Genomic DNA, 20,189 nt, shown 5'->3' with positions numbered 1-20,189 from the left:
TCACAGAGGGGTCATTCATCCCCTATACGCATCAATCTAGCACACGTATGTCCAACGATCTGCTCAGCATTCCCTGCGTACTCATGCGCGGTGGTACATCCAAGGGCCCGTTCTTCCTGGCCAGCGATCTTCCGGCGGACATTGCTGAACGCGATCGCCTGCTGGTGGAAGTAATGGGGTCGGGCCATCCGCTGCAGATCGATGGCATCGGTGGCGGCAATGCGCTCACCAGCAAAGTGGCCATCATCGACGGCTCGAGCCGGGCAGACGCCGACGTGGATTATCTGTTCGCCCAGGTACGGGTGGAGCAGCAGGTGGTGGACACGTCCCCCAACTGCGGCAACATGCTGGCGGCGGTGGGCCCGTACGCCATCGAGCGGGGGCTGGTGCAGGCTCAGGATCCGCAGACCGAGGTGCGCATCCACAACGTCAACACCGGCAAGCTGATCATCGCCACGGTGGAAACGCCGGGTGGCCATGTGGTCTACCGCGGTGATACGCGCATTGCCGGCGCACCGGGCTCGGCCGCGCCGGTCAGGCTTTCCTTCCTTGATGCCGCAGGCGCCCGCACCGGCAAGCTGCTGCCCAGCGGCCACGCCCGGGAAACCATCGATGGCGTGCCGGTCAGCCTGGTGGACTGCGCCATGCCGATGATGCTGGTGCGTGCCGAAGACCTGGGCGTGCACGGTGATGCCTCGCCCGCCGAACTGAACGCGGATGCCGCGTTCATGCGCCGGCTGGAAGCGCTGCGCATCGAGGCGGGCGCCCGAATGGGTATCGCCGACGCCGGCAACAAGGTCATTCCCAAGCCGGTGCTGCTGTCGGCGCCGCAACACGGCGGCGATCTGCAGGTGCGTTACTTCATGCCGCACCAATGCCACACCGCACTGGCCATTACCGGCGCGGTCGGCCTGGCCACCGCCGCCGTCACGCCGGGCACGCTGGCCCACACTTTGGTCGGGTGCCTGTCCGTTCCCGGCAGCATTACCCTCGAACATCCGAGCGGGGATCTGCAGGTGGGCCTCAGTCGCAGCTCGGATGACGCACCGGTGATTGCCAGCGTGGTCCGCACCGCACGCCGCCTGTTCGAGGGGCGCGTGTACGCGACTTCGCCCGCGCCCGCCGCGGCCAGTGCCACCCAAGCCCGCCAATGGACGTCAGCGGCATGATCTGAACCCGGCAGGGCCGGCGCAGACGCGCATGCCTGCCATTACAACGTAGATGCTTCACTCCTGGGAGGGATGATGTACAAGCAGTTCTTCATGGCCGCGCTGTGCGCGGCCGGCCTGGCCGCGGCCGGTTGCAGCAACAGCGGGCGCGCGGAAGGCGCATCCACCGGCACCGGTGACGATGCACCCGTGCGCATCAGCGTCGGCTCCTACAACCTCAACAACCTTCCGTTCTTCATTGCCGATGCCAAGGGCTACTTCAAGGACGTCGGCCTGGACGTAAAAACCGAGAACTTCGCCCAGGGTGGCTCGAAGGTGCTGCAGGCCCTGGTGGCGAATTCCACCGACGTGGCGGTCGGTTTCTACGACCACACCATCCAGATGCAGGCCAAGGGCAAGGATGTGGTCGCCTTCGTGCTGCTTTCGCGCAATTCGGGCCTGGTGATGGCCGGCCGCGAGGATGCCACCTTCGATCCGGCCCGCCCGGACACCATCAAGGGCCAGAAGGTCGGCATCACGGCCCCGGGCTCCTCGTCCGACTTCTTCGTCCGCCACTTCCTGGCGCAGCACGATATTCCGGCCGACAGCATTTCGCTGATCGGCGTCGGCTCGGGCGCTGCTGCAGTCGCCGCGCTCGAGCAGGGCAAGATCGACCTGCTGGTCAACTACGATCCGGCTGCAACCCTGATCACCGAGCGCAAGGTCGGGAAGATCATCCTTGACGCGCGCAGCGACGAAGGCGCCCGCCAGGTCTATGGCGGGCTGTACCCGACCTCGGTGATGTACGCCAACCAGAGCTTCCTGGACAAGCGCCCCGAAGCGGCCGAGAAGATCGCCCGTGCCGAACAGATGGCGCTGAAGTTCATCGCCGACAACAGTGCCGAGGAGATCGTTGCCGCGCTGCCGGACAGCTACGTCTCCGGCGACCGCGCCACCTATGCCCGCGCGGTGGAGAACGCGCGCGCGATCTTCACCCGCGATGGACGCTTCACGCCGGCCGACCTGGAGACGCCGTTGAAGGTGCTGCGTGAGTTCAATACCGATGTGGCCAAGGCCAACATCGATCTGTCCAGGACCTACACCAATGCCTTCGTCGAGCGTGCCAACGCTGCGGCGCCGGCTGCCCAACCGTAAGCGGAGGTAACCCCATGGCCCTCAATGCCACCGTGCGCCAACTCAACGGCGCGCCGCAGCTGGAGCCTGCACAGACCATGGTCGCCATCAACAAGGTGACCATGTCCTTCGGCGAGTTCACCGCCGTTCGCGATGTCGACATCCAGGTGGGTGACGGCGAGTTCCTCGCCATCGTCGGGCCCACCGGCTGCGGCAAGAGCACCATCCTCAATTCCGTAGCGGGCCTGCTGAAGCCATCCTCGGGCGACGTGGCGATCGATGGCCGCACGGTCAGCGGCGTGCAGGAGTCGGTCGGCTACCTGTTCCAGCAGGACGCCCTGCTGCCGTGGAAGACAGCTTTCCAGAACGTCGAGCTGGGCCTGCGCTTCCGCGGCGTGCCCGAAGCCGAACGCAAGGCCAAAGCCAACGCGTGGCTGGCCAAGGTCGGCCTGGCCGGTTTCGAGCATCGCTATCCGCACCAGTTGTCCGGTGGCCAGCGCAAGCGTGTGCAGATGGCGCAGGCGCTGATCGTCGAGCCGAAGGTGATCCTGATGGACGAGCCGTTCTCGGCGCTGGACATCCACACCCGCCACCTGATGCAGAACGAGCTGCTGCGCCTGTGGCAGGAGGATCGCCGCTCGGTGATCCTGATTACCCATGACCTGGAAGAAGCAATCGCGCTGGGTGACCGCGTGGTGGTGCTGTCCTCCGGCCCGGCGAGCCGCGTGGTGCGCAGTTTCGACGTGGATCTGGAACGGCCGCGCAATGTGGCCGAGATCAAGCTGGATGACCGTTTCACCGACCTGTACCGCGACATCTGGGCCTGCCTGCGCGGCGAAGTGGAGAAGAGCTATGCACGCCAAGACTGACAAATTCATCCAGCTCGCGCTGGTGGTCGCCGTGTTCGGCGGCTGGGAAGGCGGTATCGCGCTGGGCGTGATCGATCCGTTCTTCTTCCCTTCGCCGACGGCCATCGTGCAGCAGGCCTGGACCTGGTTGTCCGATACCTCGTTCTACCAGCATGTCTACATCACCCTTACTGAAACCGCGCTGGGCTACATCATCGGCACCGGCATGGGCGTGGCTGGCGGTGTCTGGCTGGGCCTGAGCCGCCGTTCGGCGCGCATCCTCGATCCCTTCATCAAAGGCTTCAACGCGATTCCGCGCGTAGTGCTGGCGCCGATTTTCGTGTTGTGGCTGGGGCTGGGCCTGTGGTCGAAGGTGGCGCTGGCGGTCACGCTGGTGTTCTTCACCACGTTCTTCAACGCCATGCAGGGCGTGCGCGAGGTGAATCCGGTGGTGCTGGCCAATGCCCGCATCCTGGGCGCAAGCCGCAGCGATCTGCTGCGCCATGTCTACTTCCCGGCAGCGGCGAGCTGGATCCTGTCCTCGCTGCGCACCTCGGTCGGCTTTGCCGTGGTCGGCGCGATCATCGGCGAGTACCTCGGCGCTTCGGCGGGCCTGGGTTACCTGATCGCGCAGGCCGAGGGCAACTTCAATGCCGTGGGTGTGTTCGCCGGCATCATCATCCTGGCCGCCTTCGTGCTGGTCATCGACGCCCTGCTGGACGTGGTCGAGAACAAGCTGATCACCTGGCGTCCCAACGCCCAGGCACAGGCCACCAGCTGACCGGGCCGGGCTGAGCCCGCCTGCCGCGCCGCCGGTCCGATCCGGCGGCGCGAGCTTCCTCCCCCGATCTTCCCCCGCACCACCGCAACAGGCCAGCGCCGGGCCAGGGGGCCGGCTGGCCGGAGAGAGAGTCCATGAACCCTTCCACCGTGCTGCCGCTGGCAGCGCTGCCGGTCGCGCTCGGCCTGCTGTTGGCCAGTGGCCACGCCGACGCCCAGTCTGTTTCATCCCCGCCCACGCCACTGAGCCAGGCCGAGCTGTCACGCCTGGTACAGCAGCAGGCGCTGCAGATCCAGCAATTGGAAGCGCGCCTCCGCGCCGTCGAGGGCGGGCAGGGCACCGCGGCCGCACTATCCGCGCCGCCCGCGCCCGCGCTGGAAACGCGGGTGGCCGCACTGGAATCCGGCCAGTCCAGGCAGCCCAAGGTCTCCTGGGCCAAGGGCGCACCCGAGTTCAGCAGCGCCGACGGCACTACGGTGTTCCGTCCCCGCGGCCGCCTGTTCGTCGATGCCTCCAGTACGGACGGTTCGGCGGTCGGTGATCGCAACGTTTCGGGCACCGAGGTCCGTTCGGTGCGCCTGGGGGCCGAGGGACGCTACGGCACACTGGGCTGGGTGGTGGAGGGTGACTTCGCCGACAACGCGGTGGCCTGGAAGTCGGTCTACGCCACGCTGGACCACACCCTGTTCGGCCTGCCGGCCGATCTCACGATGGGCAACCGCTTGAACGATCGCGGTATCGATGGCTCCAGCAGCACCTCCAACACGCCGTTCCAGGAACGCAACGTGGTCGGCACGTTGATGCTGCCGCAGCGCGGCCTGTTCGGTGTCGGGCTGACCGAGCGGGTGTACGGAAAGGGCTGGCACGCCAGCCTGTCGGTGGCCGGCAACGATCTCAACAACGCCGGCACCGACAACGACAGCCAGACCTGGGCCACGCGCGTGCACTGGAATCCGCTGGACACCGCTGGTGCCACGTTGCATCTGGGCGCATGGGCGTTCCACGAGAAGATTCCCGCCGGGGCCAGCGGCGTGGTGCGCAGTTCGGCTATCGCGGGGCATTTCAACGATCTGGTCAGGATCACACCGGGCACGCTGCTGGGCGCCGAGCGCAGCACCGCCTACGGTGCGGAACTGGCCGGCTTCTTCGGCCCGGCGTGGGCAACGGGCGAGTGGGGTACGCGAAGCCTGCGCGGGGCCGATGCCGGCGGTCGCTACGATCGCGACCACGCGGCGTGGGCGATCTCGGCTGGCTGGTTCCTGGCGGGCGCCCAGCCTTCGTACTCGGGCAAGGCCGGTACCTGGGGGAAGGTGAAGGTCGCCGATCCGGTGACGCGCGGCGGCGGCGGTGCCTGGGAGCTGAAGGGCCGCTATGAAGACGTGGACTATGCCGAGCTGCCCAGTGGTGGTACCGGTAACGCGTGGACCCTGGGCGCGAACTGGTACCTCAACGATTTCAGTCGCGTGATGTTCGAAGCCGTCCGTTGGCAGACCCGTCACCGCAACGGCAGCGCAATGGGCAGGGATGAAGGCACCACCTTCAATACCCGCCTGCAGCTGGTCTTCTAGGGCAGGGGCGCCGCCTGCACTCTGGTCACAGCAGCAACAACGCTGCGATGAGTGCAGGTGGCATCACCAGCGCGCCGACGCGCAGGAAGTCGAGCGCGCTGACATGCTCGCCTTCGCGACGCAACGCCATCAGCCACAGCATCGTGGCCAACGAGCCGGTCACCGACAGGTTCGGGCCCAGATCCACGCCGACCAGCAATGCGGCACGGGTCTGCGCCGGCAGGTCCGCCATCTGCCCCAACGAACCAGCCGCCAGGCCGACCGGCAGATTGTTGGCCACGTTGCTCAGCAGTGCAGCGGCGCCGCCGGCCAGCCAGCTGGCCTGGTGCGGAGACGTTTTCGCCAGCGCCTGCAGCGCGCTGGCCGAACTCTGGATGACACCGGTCTGCGCTACCGCTTCCACCAGCACGAACAGCCCCGCCACCAGCGGCAGCACCCCCCAGGATACGTGGCGTAGCAGCGGCAGCGGGCTGCGTCGCTGGCGGATCGCCAGCGCCACCACGCTCAGCGTGCCCGCGCAGAAGGTGGTCAGGCCCAGCGGCCCGTTCAAGGCGGACGTAACCAGCAGCACCGTGCCGGTGAACAGCACGCCCAGTGCGCTCAGTCGGCCGCCGTCGGTCAACGGGCGATGCGCCGGCGCGGCCACCAGCGGCTGGGCGATCTCGCGCCGATGCACCCAGCGCAGGACCAGATAGGTGGCACCGATCGCCGCCGCCGACGGCAGCGCGAACTGCGCCAGCCACTGCAGCAGCGGCGGCATGTGCTGGCCGTACACCACGAGATTGGCCGGGTTGGAGATGGGCAACACGAAGCTGGCCGCGTTGGCGATGAAGGCACAGACGAACAGGTAGGGCAGGGGATTGGCCCGGGCCGCCTTGCAGGCCGCGTAGACCGCCGGCGTCAGCACCACGGCCGTTGCATCGTTGGACAGGAATACCGTCACCAGCGTGCCGACCAGGAACACCAGGTCGAACAGGCGCCGCCCCGATCCGCCCGCGTGCCGCACCGCGTACAACGCCAGCCAGTCGAACAGCCCTTCGCGGCGGGCGAGCTCGGCCAGCACCATCATGCCGACCAGGAACAGGTAGACATCGCGGCCTTCGGCGACTGCGTGCCAGGTAGTGCCGAACGACACAGTGCCGCTGAGCGGAAGCAGCGCGGCCGCACCGAGCGCCCACACATACTCCGGAATGCGGAACGGACGGAACAGCAGGCCGACAGTGGCAACGGCCACCGCCATCCAGATGATGAGGGAAGAATGGGAAGCGAGCATGGGGTAGGGGGCGTGCGCGGTGCCGTCCATCGACCGCGTCGCCGGTTCTCCGGCGCATGTGATCGGCGTGCAGGCGCCCGCTGCGATCAGTGCAAGTGCCGGGGTTGCGGCATCATACCGTGCCGGCTGCCCAGCAAAGGCCCTGGCGCGGCACGTTACGTGACGGCCGCACCAGGGCATTCAACACCGCGCCTACTGCGACGCACACTCCACCTTGCGATCGAACTCGGTGCCCAGTACGACCGAGGTGATCGCAAGCGTTGTGCCCTTTCCGGCGCGCAGCGCAAACGGCACGTTCAAGCGGCTCATGTCCGCCCCGGCGTTGGCCAGGCACTTGAGGGGAACGCCCAGCCTGACCCACTCATTGCGCGGCGCCGCCGACAGCGCGGGGCCCAGCGCAACCTCGGCAGCACACGCCGCCCCGCAGGCGGTACCGAGTGTCACTGCGGATTCCGCGGGGAGCTGTTCGACACGCATGGTCGCTACCAAGGACAGCTCGCCGTTGGTCTCGCGCGACCAGTCCAGCGGAGTATTGGCCTGCAACGCCACCGTGGCCGGCGCCCGGAAACTGAACCGGCGTGCGCCCTCCTGCACATCGGTGTTGATTGCGACCATCGCCAGTGACTGGTCGGCAGTCGTTGCATTGGGGTGCACGACATCGGTCGATTCGCCATTGGCGGCAGTCAGGCGAAGCATCAGCCCAGTGCCGGCCACACCACGATCGAACAGGGTTCCGCTACCGGCGGCGTCCGGATCAATGCCCGGGTCCTCGGAAAGCGCAGGCAGATTTCCCTTGTCGGCATAGGTCAGGCCGTATCCGAAGGCGAACTGCGGGTCGTAGTCCTTCTGCCCCACGTTGTTCTGGTACTGGTTGGCGTGGCGTGGCCAGGAGTAGCTCAGCTTTCCGCGGAAGTCGTGTTGCACGCGCCCATCGGCCCCACGCAGCAGCACATCGGCCACGCCCCCACCTTCCGATCCCGGTAGCCATGCGGCCACGAAGGCATCGGCGGCGTTGATTTCGCGGTTCAGCCACAACGGGCGCCCGCTCAGGAACACCCCCACGACCGGAATGCCGTCTGCCTTCAGGCGTCGCATCAGCTCCAGGTCTCCGGACTTGCCGTTCTTGAACATCAGGTTGGGCAGGTCGCCCTGGAATTCGGCATACGGATCTTCGCCGAACACCACGATGGCCACATCCGGCCGGTTGCGGTAGCGGCCATCGACCGCCAGTTCGGCCTGGCCGCCGCCCGACCTGACCTGTGCCTCCAGACCTTCCCAGATCGTTTCAGCATTCGGGAAGTCCTCGCGACGCGTGCCATCGCCCTGCCAGCTGAGCGTCCAGCCGCCCGCCTGACGGCTCATGTCGTTCGCGCCATCGCCCGCAACCAGCACCCGTTGTTTCGGCGGGAGTGGCAGCAGCTGGTTCTGGTTCTTGAGCAGCACCAGCGATTCACGCACGGCCTGCCGCGCCACCTGGCGATGCGCCGGCGCCCCGAGCAGCTCGAATCTGCCGCCCAATGCGCGCTCGGACGGCTTGGGTTTGTCGAACAGGCCCATGCGCATCTTCGCCCGCAGAATGCGGCGGACGGCATCGTCCAGCCGCGCCTCCGGCAGGCTGCCGTCCTTCACGTGGGCCAGCGTGCTTTCATACATCCCCTTCCAGCTGTCCGGCGCCATCGCCATGTCCAGGCCGGCAACATAGGTCTTCGCGCAATCGGTGTTGCTGCAGCCCTTGATCTGGCCATGGCCGTTCCAGTCACCGACCACGAAGCCGCCGAAACCCATCCGGCCCTTCAGCACATCGGTCAACAACGGCTTGTGCCCATGCATCTTCTCGCCATGGAAGCTGTTGAAGGACGCCATCACCGACTGCGCGCCCGCATTGATCGCCGGCAGGTATCCGGCGGCATGGATGTCGCGCAGTTCTGCCTCGCTGACCGTGGTGTTGCCCTGGTCCTTGCCGTTGCCCGTGCCGCCATCGCCGAGAAAATGCTTGACCGTGGTCATCACGTGGTGGTCGTCGAGGAAGTCAGCAGCCCCCGCCTTGCCCTGCAGGCCTTCGACGAAGGCCCCTGCATAGCTGGCCACCAATGCCGGATCTTCCGAGTAGCCTTCGTACGTGCGCCCCCAGCGGTCGTCCTGTGGAACGGCCACGGTCGGCGCGAAGGTCCATTCCATGCCGGTCACACGGGTTTCGGCAGCGGTGATCCTTGCGATCTCGCGCAGCAGTTCCGGGTTGCGCGCTGCGCCCAGGCCGATGTTGTGCGGGAACAGAGTGGCACCCACCACATTGCTCTGGCCATGCATCGCATCAATGCCCCAGACGACGGGAATGGCCTTGCCACCGTTGCGCGTGTCCATCGAGGCTTCCCAGAACGCGTCGGCCAGCGCAAGCCATTCGGCGGGTTTTGCGTTGTAGCGGCCACCTGGGTCGGATGCGCCGCCTGCCAGTATTGAACCCAATCGATATCTGCGCACGTCGTCGGGCGTGATGCTGGCGATATCGCCCTGTACGATCTGGCCGACCTTTTCTTCCAGCGTCATTGATGCGATCAGCGCGTCGATGCGTCGTTCCATGGCCGGATCGTTGGCCAGCGGCCAGGTTGCCTTGGGCCAGTGCGCGGGAGTGATGGTACCTGCGTCGTTCACCGGGGCAGGGGCCGCACCGGTCGCAGGCACCAGCGCCATGGCAAGCGATGCAGCCAGCATCAGGCGGTGTGGACGTAAAACGGGGTTGCGCTTCGCACGATCGGAATGACGGACGTTCATCGGGAACAATCATCTCGGAAGGGTGGCTTGGATGGGCTCGGCGACCAGAAAGCAACCTGACAGCGTTGTCAGTCGAAGTCGAGCATACCCAGCCCGTGGAACGAATGCTTGCTGCACAGCGGCATGGGTTTTGAGGATAAAGTTGCATCTGCATCCACATCCCGTGGTGCAGGATTTCGGTAGAGATGGTGAGGCTATGACGGGCAGAGGGCGGGGGATGCCGGGACCTGAGCAGGTGCTCGCAGGCAGGCCGGGACGCGTGCGGATCGAGGATGTCGCGGCAACGGCCGGGGTCTCGATGAAGACCGTCTCGCGGGTGCTCAACAACGAGCCGAACGTCTCCAAGAGCACCCGGGCCCGGGTGGACGCGGCAGTGGAAAAGCTGCGTTACCGCCCCTTGCCCTCTGCACGGGTCCTCGCCGGCCGGCGTTCCTACCTGATCGCGATGCTCTTCGATAATCCGTCCTCGAACTATCTGATGGAGATCGAGATGGGGGTGCTGGATGCCTGCATGGAACAGCACTACAACCTGATGCTCGCTCCGCTGATCTACGACGCGGCCGATATCGTGGAAAAGGTCGAGTCATTGATCATGCAGTCGCAGCTCGACGGCGTGGTGCTGACGCCGCCCCTGACCGACGACACGGCCCTGCTGGAACGCCTGGTCGACCTGGGCATTCCGTACTCCAGCATTTCGGCGAAGGAACAGAACCGGAACGTGGGCGTCGTCGTGGATGAAATCGGCGCGGTGGTGGCGCTGATCGCACACCTGGCCTCGCTGGGCCATACCCGCATCGCCCATATCAAGGGACACGCCGCGCATGGCGCAAGCATGTGGCGCCTGGCAGGCTATCGCGAAGGCCTGCGCAGGGCAGGCCTGCGCTACGACCCCAGCCTGGTGCTGGAGGGCGAGTTTTCATACGAGTCGGGCTACAACGGTGCCAACGCGCTGCTTGACCGACCTGATCGGCCGACCGCCATCTTCGCTGCCAACGATGATATGGCGGCAGGCGTCATCTGTGCGGTGTTCGAACATGGCCTTTCGGTGCCGGGCGACATCTCGGTCTGTGGTTTCGATGACACGCCGATTGCCCGCCAGATCTATCCGGCGTTGACCACGGTCTGCCAGCCCACCCGTGAGATGGGCCGGCGGGCGGCCATGGAGCTGATCAAGGAAGTGCGCGAGCTCGGCAGCGGTGGTGTGGTCGATATTGACTACGCTCTGCAGGTCCGGCGATCCACGGGACCGGTCCGTCACGATTGAACGCGGTCCAACGGCCTGCCGCCGCGATCGCCACGCCGCGCTGGCAGGGCAGGGGCGCGGCTCAGCTCAGTGGCCCGCTTCGGTTGCCAATCGCTCCAGGTCAACACCCTGGCGACGAAGTGTACGGCCAGCCGCCCAGGCGTAGAACGCCAGATAGCAGAAACACAGCACGCCAATGATGAAGCTGTAGTGCACGCCGACCTTGTCGGCCAGTGCGCCCTGCGCCCAACTGACGATGCCGCCGCCCATGATCATCATGATCAGCAGGCTGCTTGCCTGGTTGGTGTGGCGGCCCAGGCCGCTGATGGCCAGGGTAAAGATGCAGGGCCACATCGTGCTGCAGAACAGCCCGACACTGATGAAGGCGATCACACTGGTCATGCCGGTGGTGAACATGCCGACCAGCTGCGCCGCAATGCCACACACGGCAAAGTACAGCAGCATGCGCGACGGATTGCCCCTGCTGGCAAAGGTTGCAATGATCATCAGGACGATCACCGGCGCGTAGTGGAGGAACTGTGCGGAGTTGTGGCCAGAGATCGCGTTGACGGCAAGGTAGATGGCGAACGCGACGAACGGCAACACCAGCATCAACAGCTTCCGGGTGCCTGCGCGCACATCGAACGCGCCTGCGGCACCACCCCAGCGGCCGATCATCAGGCTGGCCCAGTACAACGACACGAACGGGGCGATCACCGAGGTTTCCAGCCCCAGTCCACCCTTGCTCAAGGGCTGCTCAAGGTAGGCTGGAAGATTGTCGATGGTCGATACCTCCACGCCGACGTAAAGGAAGATCGCGATCATGCCCATGACCAGCTGCGGGTAAGCGAGCGCAGATCTGCGGCTGCCTTCCTGATCAGCTTCGGGCACACCTGCCGGGATGGCTGCATGCAGCTGGACATGATTGGGCACGGACGAGAGCCGCAGCAGCACGGCCACCAGTACGAAGGCGGCGCCCAGTACCAGGTACGGTATCTTTACGCTCTCGATGCTGGCCTCTGTATTGCCCGCTGACACACTGCCGAAGATGGCAATGCTCACCAGCAATGGGCCTACTGTTGCTCCCAGGTTGTTGACGCCGCCGGCCATGGTCAGGCGCTGCGATCCGGTGGCCGGGTCACCCATGATCACCGCCAGCGTATTGGCCGCGATCTGCTGGAGCGAGAAGCCCAGGCCCACGATGAACAGCCCGGACAGCATCAGTGCAAACGAGCCGGTGTTGGCTGCTGGATAGAAGAGCAGGGCGCCCAGTGCCGAGACCAGCAGGCCGATGCAGATGCCGTCGCGATAGCCGACCCGATGCAGCAGGTCGGAGCCGATGGCACGTGAAACAGCGATGTAGATCAGTGAACCAGCGGTGTAGGCAACGTAGAAGGCCATCGCCACGTACATGCTCTGCGCCTGGCTGAGATGGAACGCCTTCTTGAACACCGGGATGAGGATGCCGTTGCTTGCGGCAACGAAGCCCCAGAAGAAGAAGACGGTGATGAGTACACCGAACTGCGACCAGCGGGTTGTGTGTTTCATGATTCTCGTGTCATCGCGGGCAGGGCGACGCCCCGTGCGTTGTCGCACAGGGCGGGACGTGGTGATTGCGCACGGAGGGCCGGCGAAACCGGCCCTCCTTCAAGGCTGCGTTGCTCAGAACTGGTAACGCAGGCGCAGGCCGTAGCTGCGCGGATCGTTCAGGAAGCGGACGTTGATGCCGGAACCCACCAGGGCCTTCTGCGAGACGTCGTTGCCCAGCAGATTGTTGCCCCAGGCTTCCACCCGCCAGTTGCCGCTCAGTGAGGTGAAGCCAATGCCCGCGTTCAAGGTGGTCTCGCCCTTCTGGCGGTCAGGGAAGCCGGCCGCAGCGGCACTTTCGGTACGGTCATGGACCAGCTCACCAGTGGCCGGATCCTGTCGGATGAACTCTACGTCCCGGTTGTTGTACTGGGTGAGATAGAAGGCCGAGCGGTACGAGGCCAGCAACTGCCAGTCGAAGGTGCCAAAGCGCAGCTCGGTCGTATGCTGCAGGCGCACGTTGAAGGTGAGCTTCGAGGCCAGCGGCAGTTCATTGCCGGACAGGTCGATCAGCGAAGTGGCACCACCGGCGTCGTAGTTCTGGCTGCGGACATCGGCGACGGTGCCGCGCTTGATCTCGCTGTCCATCCAGAGTGCATTGATGTTGACCATGAAGTTGTGCGGGAATCGCAAGGTGCTTTCCGCCTCCAGGCCGTACACAGCGGACTTGCCGACGTTGCGGTTGACCAGCGCATAGCCGGTGGCTTCACCGGTGGTCGGGTTGGTGGCGATCACCGCCAGGTCCTGGAACACCTGGTCGCTGTAGTCGTAATAGAACCCGCTGACGTTGAAGGTCGAGGTGCGACCCAGCATCTGGAAGGAGTTCTTGCTGCCGATTTCGTAGGCAATGATCGATTCGGGCTTGAAGGTCTCGGGAATCTCCTTCGGATCAAACGTGTCGTTGAAGCCGCCCGCCTTGTGGCCGGTCGACACCAGGCCGTACAGCAGGCTGTCGTCGCTCACGTCGTACTCGAAACCCGCGCGCCAGTCGGTAAAGCTGAACTTGCTCTTGCCGAACTGCTGGGCCGGAATCGCGCTGACCTGGGCCCAGCTCTGGTACGGGCAATCGACGGTATCGCCACCGATGTCGGGACGGTCCACGCAGCCGAATGGGCCGCCATCGGGCACCGCGCCGATCTGCTGCAGCAAGGTGTCGTTGCGACCGTGTCGCAGCACGCCCTGCAGCAGGAAGCGGGCCATCTCCGCCTGCGAGGTGATGTTGCTGACATCAAAGTTCGGACGGCTCATGAACGCGGGCTCGAAGCCGGGCGTGCCGAGGCGCGTGGCAAAGTCCCCGCCCTGGCCAGGCAGGCCCAGCGACCAGTTGCCGCCGATGCCGTAACGCGACTTCTTCTCCTCGGAGTAGCGCAGGCCGCCCTTCAGGCGCAGGCGATCGTTGACGTCGAACGTGCCATCGGCGAACACGGCGGAAGACTTGCCATTGACCTTGGGCATGGTGAATTCAGTGCCCGAGTACCAGCGCCCTTTGTCCACCAGCGAAAGGTAGCCCACCCGCTGGTCCTCGTTGAAGTGGAACAGGCCGGTGGTCCAGCGCAGCCGCTCGTCCTGGTCGGACGTGAACCGCAGCTCATGTACCTGCGACTCCGACTCGGTCAGCCAGTACTGGGTGGAGTAGTTGTCGTAATCGATGCCACCGGGGTTGCTGGGCGATACCGGATCGATGTTGCGGCCCGGCCAGAGGATGCCTTCGCTCTGCGCATTGGTCTGGCGGTAGTCCACGTTGCGGTAGCTGCCGTTGTACTCCACCGCCACCTTGCCGAAGTCGTAGGAAATGCTGGTCTGCGCCCCCCAGTTGGTGCTGTCGAGCTTGCCCTGCGCGCCACGGTAGATGATCTTCCGCAGGTCGACATCGTCCGGCAGGTAGCCGGCCCTGGCGGCGGTGTAGACGTTGGCGCCGGGATAGCCCGTGCCGCCTTCCTTGCCGATGTCGGCCATGGCGAAGATCGACAGCTTGTCATCCGGCTGGTAGAGGAACGACAGTCGAGCGCCCCGGTCGTCCTGCACGCCAGCCGGTTCCAGGTCCTGCGCGCGCCCCGCATTCTTGAACGGAGAGTCCTTCTCCACCTTGTAGCCAGCCACGCGGAAGGCCGCGCCACCACCGATCGGGAGATTCAGGGCGAACTCGCCACCGCGATGGTCACGATTGCCGGCCTCGGCCTGAACATACCCACCGAACGCTTCCAGGTCGGGGCGCTTGGTGATGATGTTCAGCGTGCCGGCCAGCGCATTGCGGCCGCGCAGCGTGCCCTGCGGGCCCTTGTTGATTTCCACCCGCTCGACATCGTAGAACATGCCGCCCAGACCGCGCGGTCGTGCAATGTAGGCCCCGTTGATGTGAGGCGCGGCGCCCGGATCACCCAGTTCGGTGTTGTTCGAAGAGCCCACGCCGCGGATGAAGATCTCCAGGTTGCCTTCCTGGTTGGCCATGCTCATACCCGGCACCAGGGCCTGGATGTTGCGCAGCTCATTGTTGATGCCCAGCGCACGCGTATCGTCCGCGGAGATTGCCTGGGCGGTACCTGCATATTTCTGCAGGTCCTGTTCCCGGCGTTCGACAGTGACGATGACGGCGTCCAGCGTTGAGGCCTCCCGTGCCTCGCTGGTGGCGGTCGAGCTGCTTTCCTTGACTGATTGCGCTGCGACCGGCAGCGCTGCAGTGGCGGTGACGATGGTGGCAAGTACTGCCTGTGCGAGTGTGCTCTTCCTGAAATGGCCGGTCATAGGGTCCCTCTCTCCCCATAAGTGATGTCTGGACGTTCCCGCGCCACGCGCCGGACGTGGGCTCTTGTAAGCGCGGCCTGACAACGCTGTCAATCAGAATGAACGATGGATGACCAGAAGCTCGGGAAATCAGACAGTTGAGCGATCAGCAGTGCTGCCTGGCACGCCGCATTTGCTGCAATGCGAAACGAAATCGAGCGGCGTTGCGCCCTGCCTGCGACTGCAACGGCTGGATTGGAACCATCAGAAAGCGGATCGGCAGCAAGGGCCATCGGCTTCGCGTATCCGCTGGCGGGCTGCGGGGCCATGCAGGTGGCGTGGTGCTGATGCTGTCATGTGGCCGGGCATGACTTCAGGCACTCAGTCTTGACTACAGTTGTAGTCAATATGGGCAGGCATTCACCGGAAGAGATGCCCATGAAAACTGCACGATGGTTGTCCAGCTTCGCGGCCTTGATGCTGGCCCTCCCTGCACTGGCCAGCACGACCACCACGGCCGACGCCGTCGCGACGATCGAACGCAACGCCCGTGCCGCGCATTCCGACGCGGTGCTTGTCTGGAAGGATGGAAAAGCACTGCTGGAGCCAGAGCCAGAGACTGGCGAGGAGCCGGTTCACCTCATGTCTGCCACCAAGTCGGTGGTGGCGCTGGCCGTCATGCTCCTGCTGGACGACGGAAAGCTGGCCTCGGTCGACGAGCCGGTAAGCAACATCTTCGCGGAGTGGAAGCAGGGGCGGAAAAGGGACATCACGGTACGCATGCTGCTGGACCATACCTCCGGCCTGCAGAACATGGCCAACGCGGGGGAAGAGCTGGAAGCTGCGCCGGACCTGGTCAAGCTCGCACTGGCGGCAGAGCTGAGCAGCGATCCAGGTACCACGTTCTCCTACAACAACAAGGCTACCAATCTGCTGCCCGGCATTGTCGAGCGTCTGGCAGGGGAGCCGATGGATGCCTACCTTGAGAAGCGCCTGTTCAAACCGCTGGGCATTGCCCGATATACCTGGTTGAAGGACGGTGCGGGCACCCCCTTGGGCATGGCCGGATTGTCGCTGAGTGCCCGCGATCTGGCGAAGATCGGGCAGCTGCTGCTTGATGGCGGCGTGACCCCGGCGGGTACGCGCGTGCTGAGCGAGCGGTCGGTGGCGCTGCTGACTGGAGCAAGTGCCCGCTCCCCGGATGTTGGTCTTCTTTGGTGGCGCATTCCAGCATGGGAGCGTTATGAGCTGAAAGGCCAGATGGCCGGCTTCCTGGCGCGGCATGGGGTCAGCGCTCCGGTCCAGCAGGCATTGCTGGCCACCGGGGGCAGGGTATTCGACAGCAAAAGTGCATTGATTGCGTACGTGGCCGAGCGACTTGGGGCGGACTGGCCGCAGCACTATGGCAGCGAGATCACCGGTCGTGGACTCAAGCTGTCCGACATGTTCGACATCCAACGCGGCCCCACCGTTGCCTACGCCGCCAACGGTTACCTGGGCCAGCACCTGGTCATCGTTCCGCAACAGCGCGTGGTTGCCGTGCGCCTCATCCACCGACGCGACAGCCATCGCGCGCCACTGGATGACTACGCGACATTCCCGGCGGATGTACTCACGCTGGCCCAGGCGCTTCAGTGAACGGAGGAGCCGGGCCTGCGCCCGGATCCTCGTCCACTGCTTCATGCTGCTGGCCGGAGTGGCAGGGTCTGGCAGGGCGCGCCACTACTTCGGCATCAGCACGGTATCGACAACGTGGATGACGCCGTTGGATTGGTTGACGTCGGCGATGCTGATGCCTGCTTTGCCACCCTTGGCGTCGATCACCCACAGCTTGCCGTCGTGGAGCGCCACGGTAAGCGGCTCGCCTTGCACTGTCTTCAGCGTGGCTTTTCCACCGTGCTTCCTGGCATCGGCCAGGAGCTGGGCGGAACTGAACCGTCCTGGGACCACGTGGTAGGTGAGGATCCGGGTGAGCTGCGCCTTGTTTTCAGGCTTCACCAGTGTATCGACCGTGCCTGCTGGAAGCTTGTTGAAGGCCGCATTGGTGGGCGCAAAGACGGTAAAGGGACCGGCGCCATTGAGGGTCTCGACCAGGCCTGCGGCCTTGACCGCTGCCACCAGCGTGGTGTGATCCCTGGAGTTCACGGCGTTTTCAACGATGGTCCTGGTCGGGTACATCTCGGCCCCGCCAACCATTACCGGATCTGCGGCGAAGCTGGCGGAAGCGGCTGAGACGAGTACGGCGAAGCTGACTGCGGCGGCGATGCGCTGAAGAGCGTTCACGGTGCGTTCCTCGATAGGATGCCCGCACAGCGCGGGCATCCTACATACGGCTGGCGGGAGCGCCTGGATGCACCGGATGCAGGCCGGGTCAGTCAGGGGGAGGGCCGTGATGCGTGTCGAAATTCTCCCTGCAGCGGCGGAATTCCTCGGCGTGTCCCACTACCCAGGTCCACATCGGGATCATAAGAACCAGCAGCTCCCTGCCCAGCGGAGTGATGGTGTACTCCACGCGCGGCGGAACCTCACGGAAATCCTGCCTATGGATCAGTCCGTCCCTTTCAAGCTGACGCAGGGTACGCGTCAGCATACGCTGCGTGACTCCTTTCATCCGCCGCGCCACATCGGCGTGACGCAGTGTTCCGTAGACCCCCAGGGCGTGAATGATGCCCAGCGACCAGCGGCTGCCGGCATGCGCGAGCACCTCGCGGCGCAGACCGTCGTCGTCCGCGCTCATGCCGTCGCATATCGATTGTGAATGTCGCAGAAGCTCATCGGTGCTCATGAACGGTGCGGTCGGTATCATCGGTGTGCCTTCTTACGTGGCAACTAGGGAGGGGCGCAGAATCGCCGCCATCGTACACACAGATGGTGGTTTCAATGTCTCCCCCGATTGTTTCCCGCTCAATCCTGGTGCTGGGTGCCGGCGAACTCGGAATGCCCGTCATCCGCAACCTGGCCCAGCTCGCGGTTGTGCATGACGCAACCATCAGCGTGATGCTGAGGCCTGCGTCGATTGAATCCACACTACCGGACAAGCGTACGGTCATTGACCAGATCCGCTCGCTGGGAGTGGCCCTCGTTCCTGGCGACCTGGTCACTGCCACGGTCGATGAGCTGGCTGATCTGTTTTCCGGTTATGACACGGTCATCGGCTGCACCGGCTACGCTGCTGGCCGCGACACTCCCATGAAGGTAGCGCGCGCCGCCGTGAAGTCGGGCATTCCCAGGTACTTCCCTTGGCAATTCGGGGTCGACTTTGACGCCATCGGACGCGGCGGGCCGCAGGATCTTTTCGACGCCCAGCTGGATGTACGCGACTTTCTCCGCTCACAGGCCGAAATGGACTGGGTGGTCATTTCCACCGGCATGTTCACCAGCTACCTCTTCGAGCCGGAGTTTGGCGTCATCGATCTTCCCGGCAGAAAGGTCAATGCACTTGGCACAGCCTCCAATGCGGTTACGCTGACCACACCAGAGGACATCGGTGCAATGACTGCACAGATCGTCTTCCACTCGCCCCCCCTTCGAAACGAGATCGTCTATCTTGCGGGAGACACGGTCCGTTATGAGCAGCTGCCCGCCATCCTTGAGGAAAAGTTCGGTGCTCCCTTCAAGCTGATCGTGTGGAGCGTTCCCCAGCTGATGGAGGAGCTTGCCAGTGACCCGTCAAACATGATCAGGAAGTACCGTGCTGCCTTCGCCCAAGGCAGGGGCGTCTCCTGGAGCCTGGACGGGACGTTCAATGCCAGCATTGGCGTGAAACTGGAGGGTGTCGACGACTGGCTGAAAGCCCACTTCGAGACTTGATGAGCCGTTGAGCGGCAATCGCGTGGACGAAAACGGATTCTCCTACAGACTCCAATCGACCCGCAGGCCGGCGATCAACGCATTCGGCAGGTCCCGCTGGCGTGCGGGTTCGTTGAACTGGTCCGGATGCACGATGTAGTGCAGGTTCGGCGCGACCCGAAGCTGGGGGGTGACCTGGATGCCATAGCTCAGCTCCATCATCACCTGGCTCCCGTGCGGGGTGCCGCTGCCGCCCGCTGCGGCACGGGCAAGGCGCAGGTTTTCCAGCGCGATGCTGCTGTACTTCTGCTGCGTCACGACGAAGGCGATGCTGTCCTGCGGTCGGCTGGCGAACGTACCTTTCTGCACCAGCCCGGCCTGAAGGAAGTGATCCTCGATCACCTGGCCGGAGGTGCCCTTGAGCGCGGCGCCGAAAAGGGTCAGGCCACGGCCGCTGCCATCGCTGCTGAGCTGCTGCTCGAAGCGGGCGAACGCACCGGAGCGACCATGACGTGTCGCGTACTCCTGGCCACTGAGCAGCGCCGGCATGCCATTGGCATCGCGCAGCGGGTCGCGGTAGGTCGAGTTGTCCTGCCAGCCACCCAGTTCGTAGCGGGCCTTCAAGCGCGCCGACGCGGGGCTGCGCCAGCCGATCGTGTAGGGCACGATCCAGCCAGTGGCCTGGTTCGTGCTCCATTTCAGGCCGTGCTGGCCATCTTCGGCCTGGCTCGGGTCGACCTGGTACGCGCCCATGCGTACGTAGACATCCGGCGTCACCCATGCCGTGGCATCAGCCATCCAGCTCGATACCGGCCACCAGGTGAAGTTGCTGGTACGGAATACGTAGGTCGGGTTGCCGCAGGCCGAGTTGCCCTGGAAGTACTGGCACAACTCCGAACCTAGATGATGGATGTTGGCGACGCTGCGTCCCGCCTCAAGCACCAGCCGGTCGTCCAGCAGTTTCTGCTCCAGCGTCAGGTTGGCCAGGCGCGTGCCCTGGCCACCGAAGATTTCCTGCACCGAGGTGCTGTTGCCCGTGCTGCTGTTGGCGAGGTTGGTGCCATGACGATTGATGCCGTAGGCCTTGATCGTCACGCCTCGCCAGCCAAACGCAGCGTCCAGGTCCACGTCGGCACCGAACATCAGTTGGCCGGCATAGGCCGTGCCGCTGCGCTTGCCCCCATCGAGCGTGGCGGCGGCTTCGCCGGTGTAGGCGAGCTTGGGAGTGAAGACGTCGCTCGCGTCTGCGGTGGCAGCCAGGGATGGCAGGGCAAGCGCGATCACCATCGGCAACACGTGTCGGGAAGAGCGGGTCATGGGCGAGGGTC

Annotated in this window: 16 protein-coding genes; 8 read left to right on the top strand and 8 right to left on the bottom strand. The window is 64.9% G+C overall.

The window, feature by feature from the left end; translation table 11 throughout:
* The first annotated feature begins 47 nt into the window (after positions 1–47).
* From Q9Q79_RS10690 to Q9Q79_RS10670, 5 genes are all read left to right on the top strand, one after another.
* On the top strand, positions 48–1,169 hold the full coding sequence (locus tag Q9Q79_RS10690) for a 4-oxalomesaconate tautomerase (RefSeq protein ID WP_076740017.1): 1,122 nt from the start codon (positions 48–50) through the stop codon (positions 1,167–1,169).
* Between the two features lie 75 nt (positions 1,170–1,244).
* Positions 1,245–2,303 carry an ABC transporter substrate-binding protein gene (locus tag Q9Q79_RS10685; protein WP_005409728.1) on the top strand — a complete coding sequence of 353 codons (1,059 nt, stop codon included), beginning with the start codon at positions 1,245–1,247 and terminating at the stop codon, positions 2,301–2,303.
* A gap of 14 nt (positions 2,304–2,317) precedes the next feature.
* On the top strand, positions 2,318–3,151 hold the full coding sequence (locus tag Q9Q79_RS10680; RefSeq protein ID WP_005413494.1) for an ABC transporter ATP-binding protein: 834 nt from the start codon (positions 2,318–2,320) through the stop codon (positions 3,149–3,151).
* Entirely contained in the window at positions 3,135–3,911 is a 777-nt protein-coding gene (locus Q9Q79_RS10675) for an ABC transporter permease (RefSeq protein WP_076740016.1), read from the top strand. Before Q9Q79_RS10680 ends, Q9Q79_RS10675 begins: the two co-directional genes overlap by 17 nt.
* Before the next feature lie 134 nt (positions 3,912–4,045).
* Positions 4,046–5,479, top strand: a complete 1,434-nt coding sequence (locus Q9Q79_RS10670) for a porin (RefSeq protein WP_043033424.1) — start codon at positions 4,046–4,048, stop codon at positions 5,477–5,479.
* A 25-nt stretch (positions 5,480–5,504) separates the two neighbouring features.
* Here the strand turns inward: Q9Q79_RS10670 and Q9Q79_RS10665 are convergent, their stop codons facing one another.
* Together Q9Q79_RS10665 and Q9Q79_RS10660 are read right to left on the bottom strand one after the other, a co-directional pair.
* Complete coding sequence (locus tag Q9Q79_RS10665; protein WP_076740146.1) at positions 5,505–6,752, bottom strand: arsenic transporter; 1,248 nt, start codon at positions 6,750–6,752, stop codon at positions 5,505–5,507.
* 192 nt (positions 6,753–6,944) lie between these two features.
* Positions 6,945–9,521, bottom strand: a complete 2,577-nt coding sequence (locus tag Q9Q79_RS10660; protein ID WP_099562438.1) for a glycoside hydrolase family 3 protein — start codon at positions 9,519–9,521, stop codon at positions 6,945–6,947.
* A gap of 217 nt (positions 9,522–9,738) precedes the next feature.
* On the opposite strand from Q9Q79_RS10660, the gene Q9Q79_RS10655 reads away from it, so the two are divergent.
* Positions 9,739–10,785, top strand: a complete 1,047-nt coding sequence (locus tag Q9Q79_RS10655; RefSeq protein WP_059034470.1) for a LacI family DNA-binding transcriptional regulator — start codon at positions 9,739–9,741, stop codon at positions 10,783–10,785.
* 66 nt (positions 10,786–10,851) lie between these two features.
* Here Q9Q79_RS10655 and Q9Q79_RS10650 read toward each other — a convergent pair whose 3' ends face one another.
* The 3 genes from Q9Q79_RS10650 to Q9Q79_RS10640 all read right to left on the bottom strand — a co-directional run bounded on the left by Q9Q79_RS10650 (position 10,852) and on the right by Q9Q79_RS10640 (position 15,365).
* Complete coding sequence (locus tag Q9Q79_RS10650) at positions 10,852–12,312, bottom strand: MFS transporter (protein WP_201862025.1); 1,461 nt, start codon at positions 12,310–12,312, stop codon at positions 10,852–10,854.
* A gap of 114 nt (positions 12,313–12,426) precedes the next feature.
* Positions 12,427–15,093: a TonB-dependent receptor gene (locus tag Q9Q79_RS10645; RefSeq protein ID WP_099527472.1), complete on the bottom strand. Its 2,667-nt coding sequence runs from the start codon at positions 15,091–15,093 to the stop codon at positions 12,427–12,429.
* A gap of 89 nt (positions 15,094–15,182) precedes the next feature.
* A complete protein-coding gene (locus tag Q9Q79_RS10640) occupies positions 15,183–15,365 on the bottom strand; it encodes a hypothetical protein (RefSeq protein WP_138969981.1) in 183 nt (60 codons plus the stop codon).
* Between the two features lie 145 nt (positions 15,366–15,510).
* Between Q9Q79_RS10640 and Q9Q79_RS10635 the strand changes: the two genes are divergently transcribed.
* Entirely contained in the window at positions 15,511–16,710 is a 1,200-nt protein-coding gene (locus Q9Q79_RS10635; RefSeq protein WP_171956706.1) for a serine hydrolase domain-containing protein, read from the top strand.
* An 84-nt stretch (positions 16,711–16,794) separates the two neighbouring features.
* On the opposite strand, the gene Q9Q79_RS10630 is transcribed toward Q9Q79_RS10635, so the two are convergent.
* Complete coding sequence (locus Q9Q79_RS10630) at positions 16,795–17,394, bottom strand: fasciclin domain-containing protein (RefSeq protein ID WP_012480305.1); 600 nt, start codon at positions 17,392–17,394, stop codon at positions 16,795–16,797.
* A 49-nt stretch (positions 17,395–17,443) separates the two neighbouring features.
* Complete coding sequence (locus Q9Q79_RS10625; RefSeq protein WP_077684447.1) at positions 17,444–17,878, bottom strand: helix-turn-helix domain-containing protein; 435 nt, start codon at positions 17,876–17,878, stop codon at positions 17,444–17,446.
* 74 nt (positions 17,879–17,952) lie between these two features.
* Here Q9Q79_RS10625 and Q9Q79_RS10620 point away from each other — a divergent pair, with 74 nt between their 5' ends.
* Positions 17,953–18,882: an aromatic alcohol reductase gene (locus Q9Q79_RS10620; protein ID WP_076740011.1), complete on the top strand. Its 930-nt coding sequence runs from the start codon at positions 17,953–17,955 to the stop codon at positions 18,880–18,882.
* Between the two features lie 42 nt (positions 18,883–18,924).
* On the opposite strand, the gene Q9Q79_RS10615 is transcribed toward Q9Q79_RS10620, so the two are convergent.
* Complete coding sequence (locus tag Q9Q79_RS10615; RefSeq protein WP_076740009.1) at positions 18,925–20,178, bottom strand: carbohydrate porin; 1,254 nt, start codon at positions 20,176–20,178, stop codon at positions 18,925–18,927.
* Between the last annotated feature and the right edge of the window lie 11 nt (positions 20,179–20,189).

Origin of the sequence: Stenotrophomonas sp. a6 (genome assembly GCF_030913325.1) — a bacterium.
GTDB lineage: Bacteria > Pseudomonadota > Gammaproteobacteria > Xanthomonadales > Xanthomonadaceae > Stenotrophomonas > Stenotrophomonas maltophilia.
Note: the sequence above shows the minus strand (reverse complement) of the source record. Positions and strands in the feature narration are given on the sequence as shown.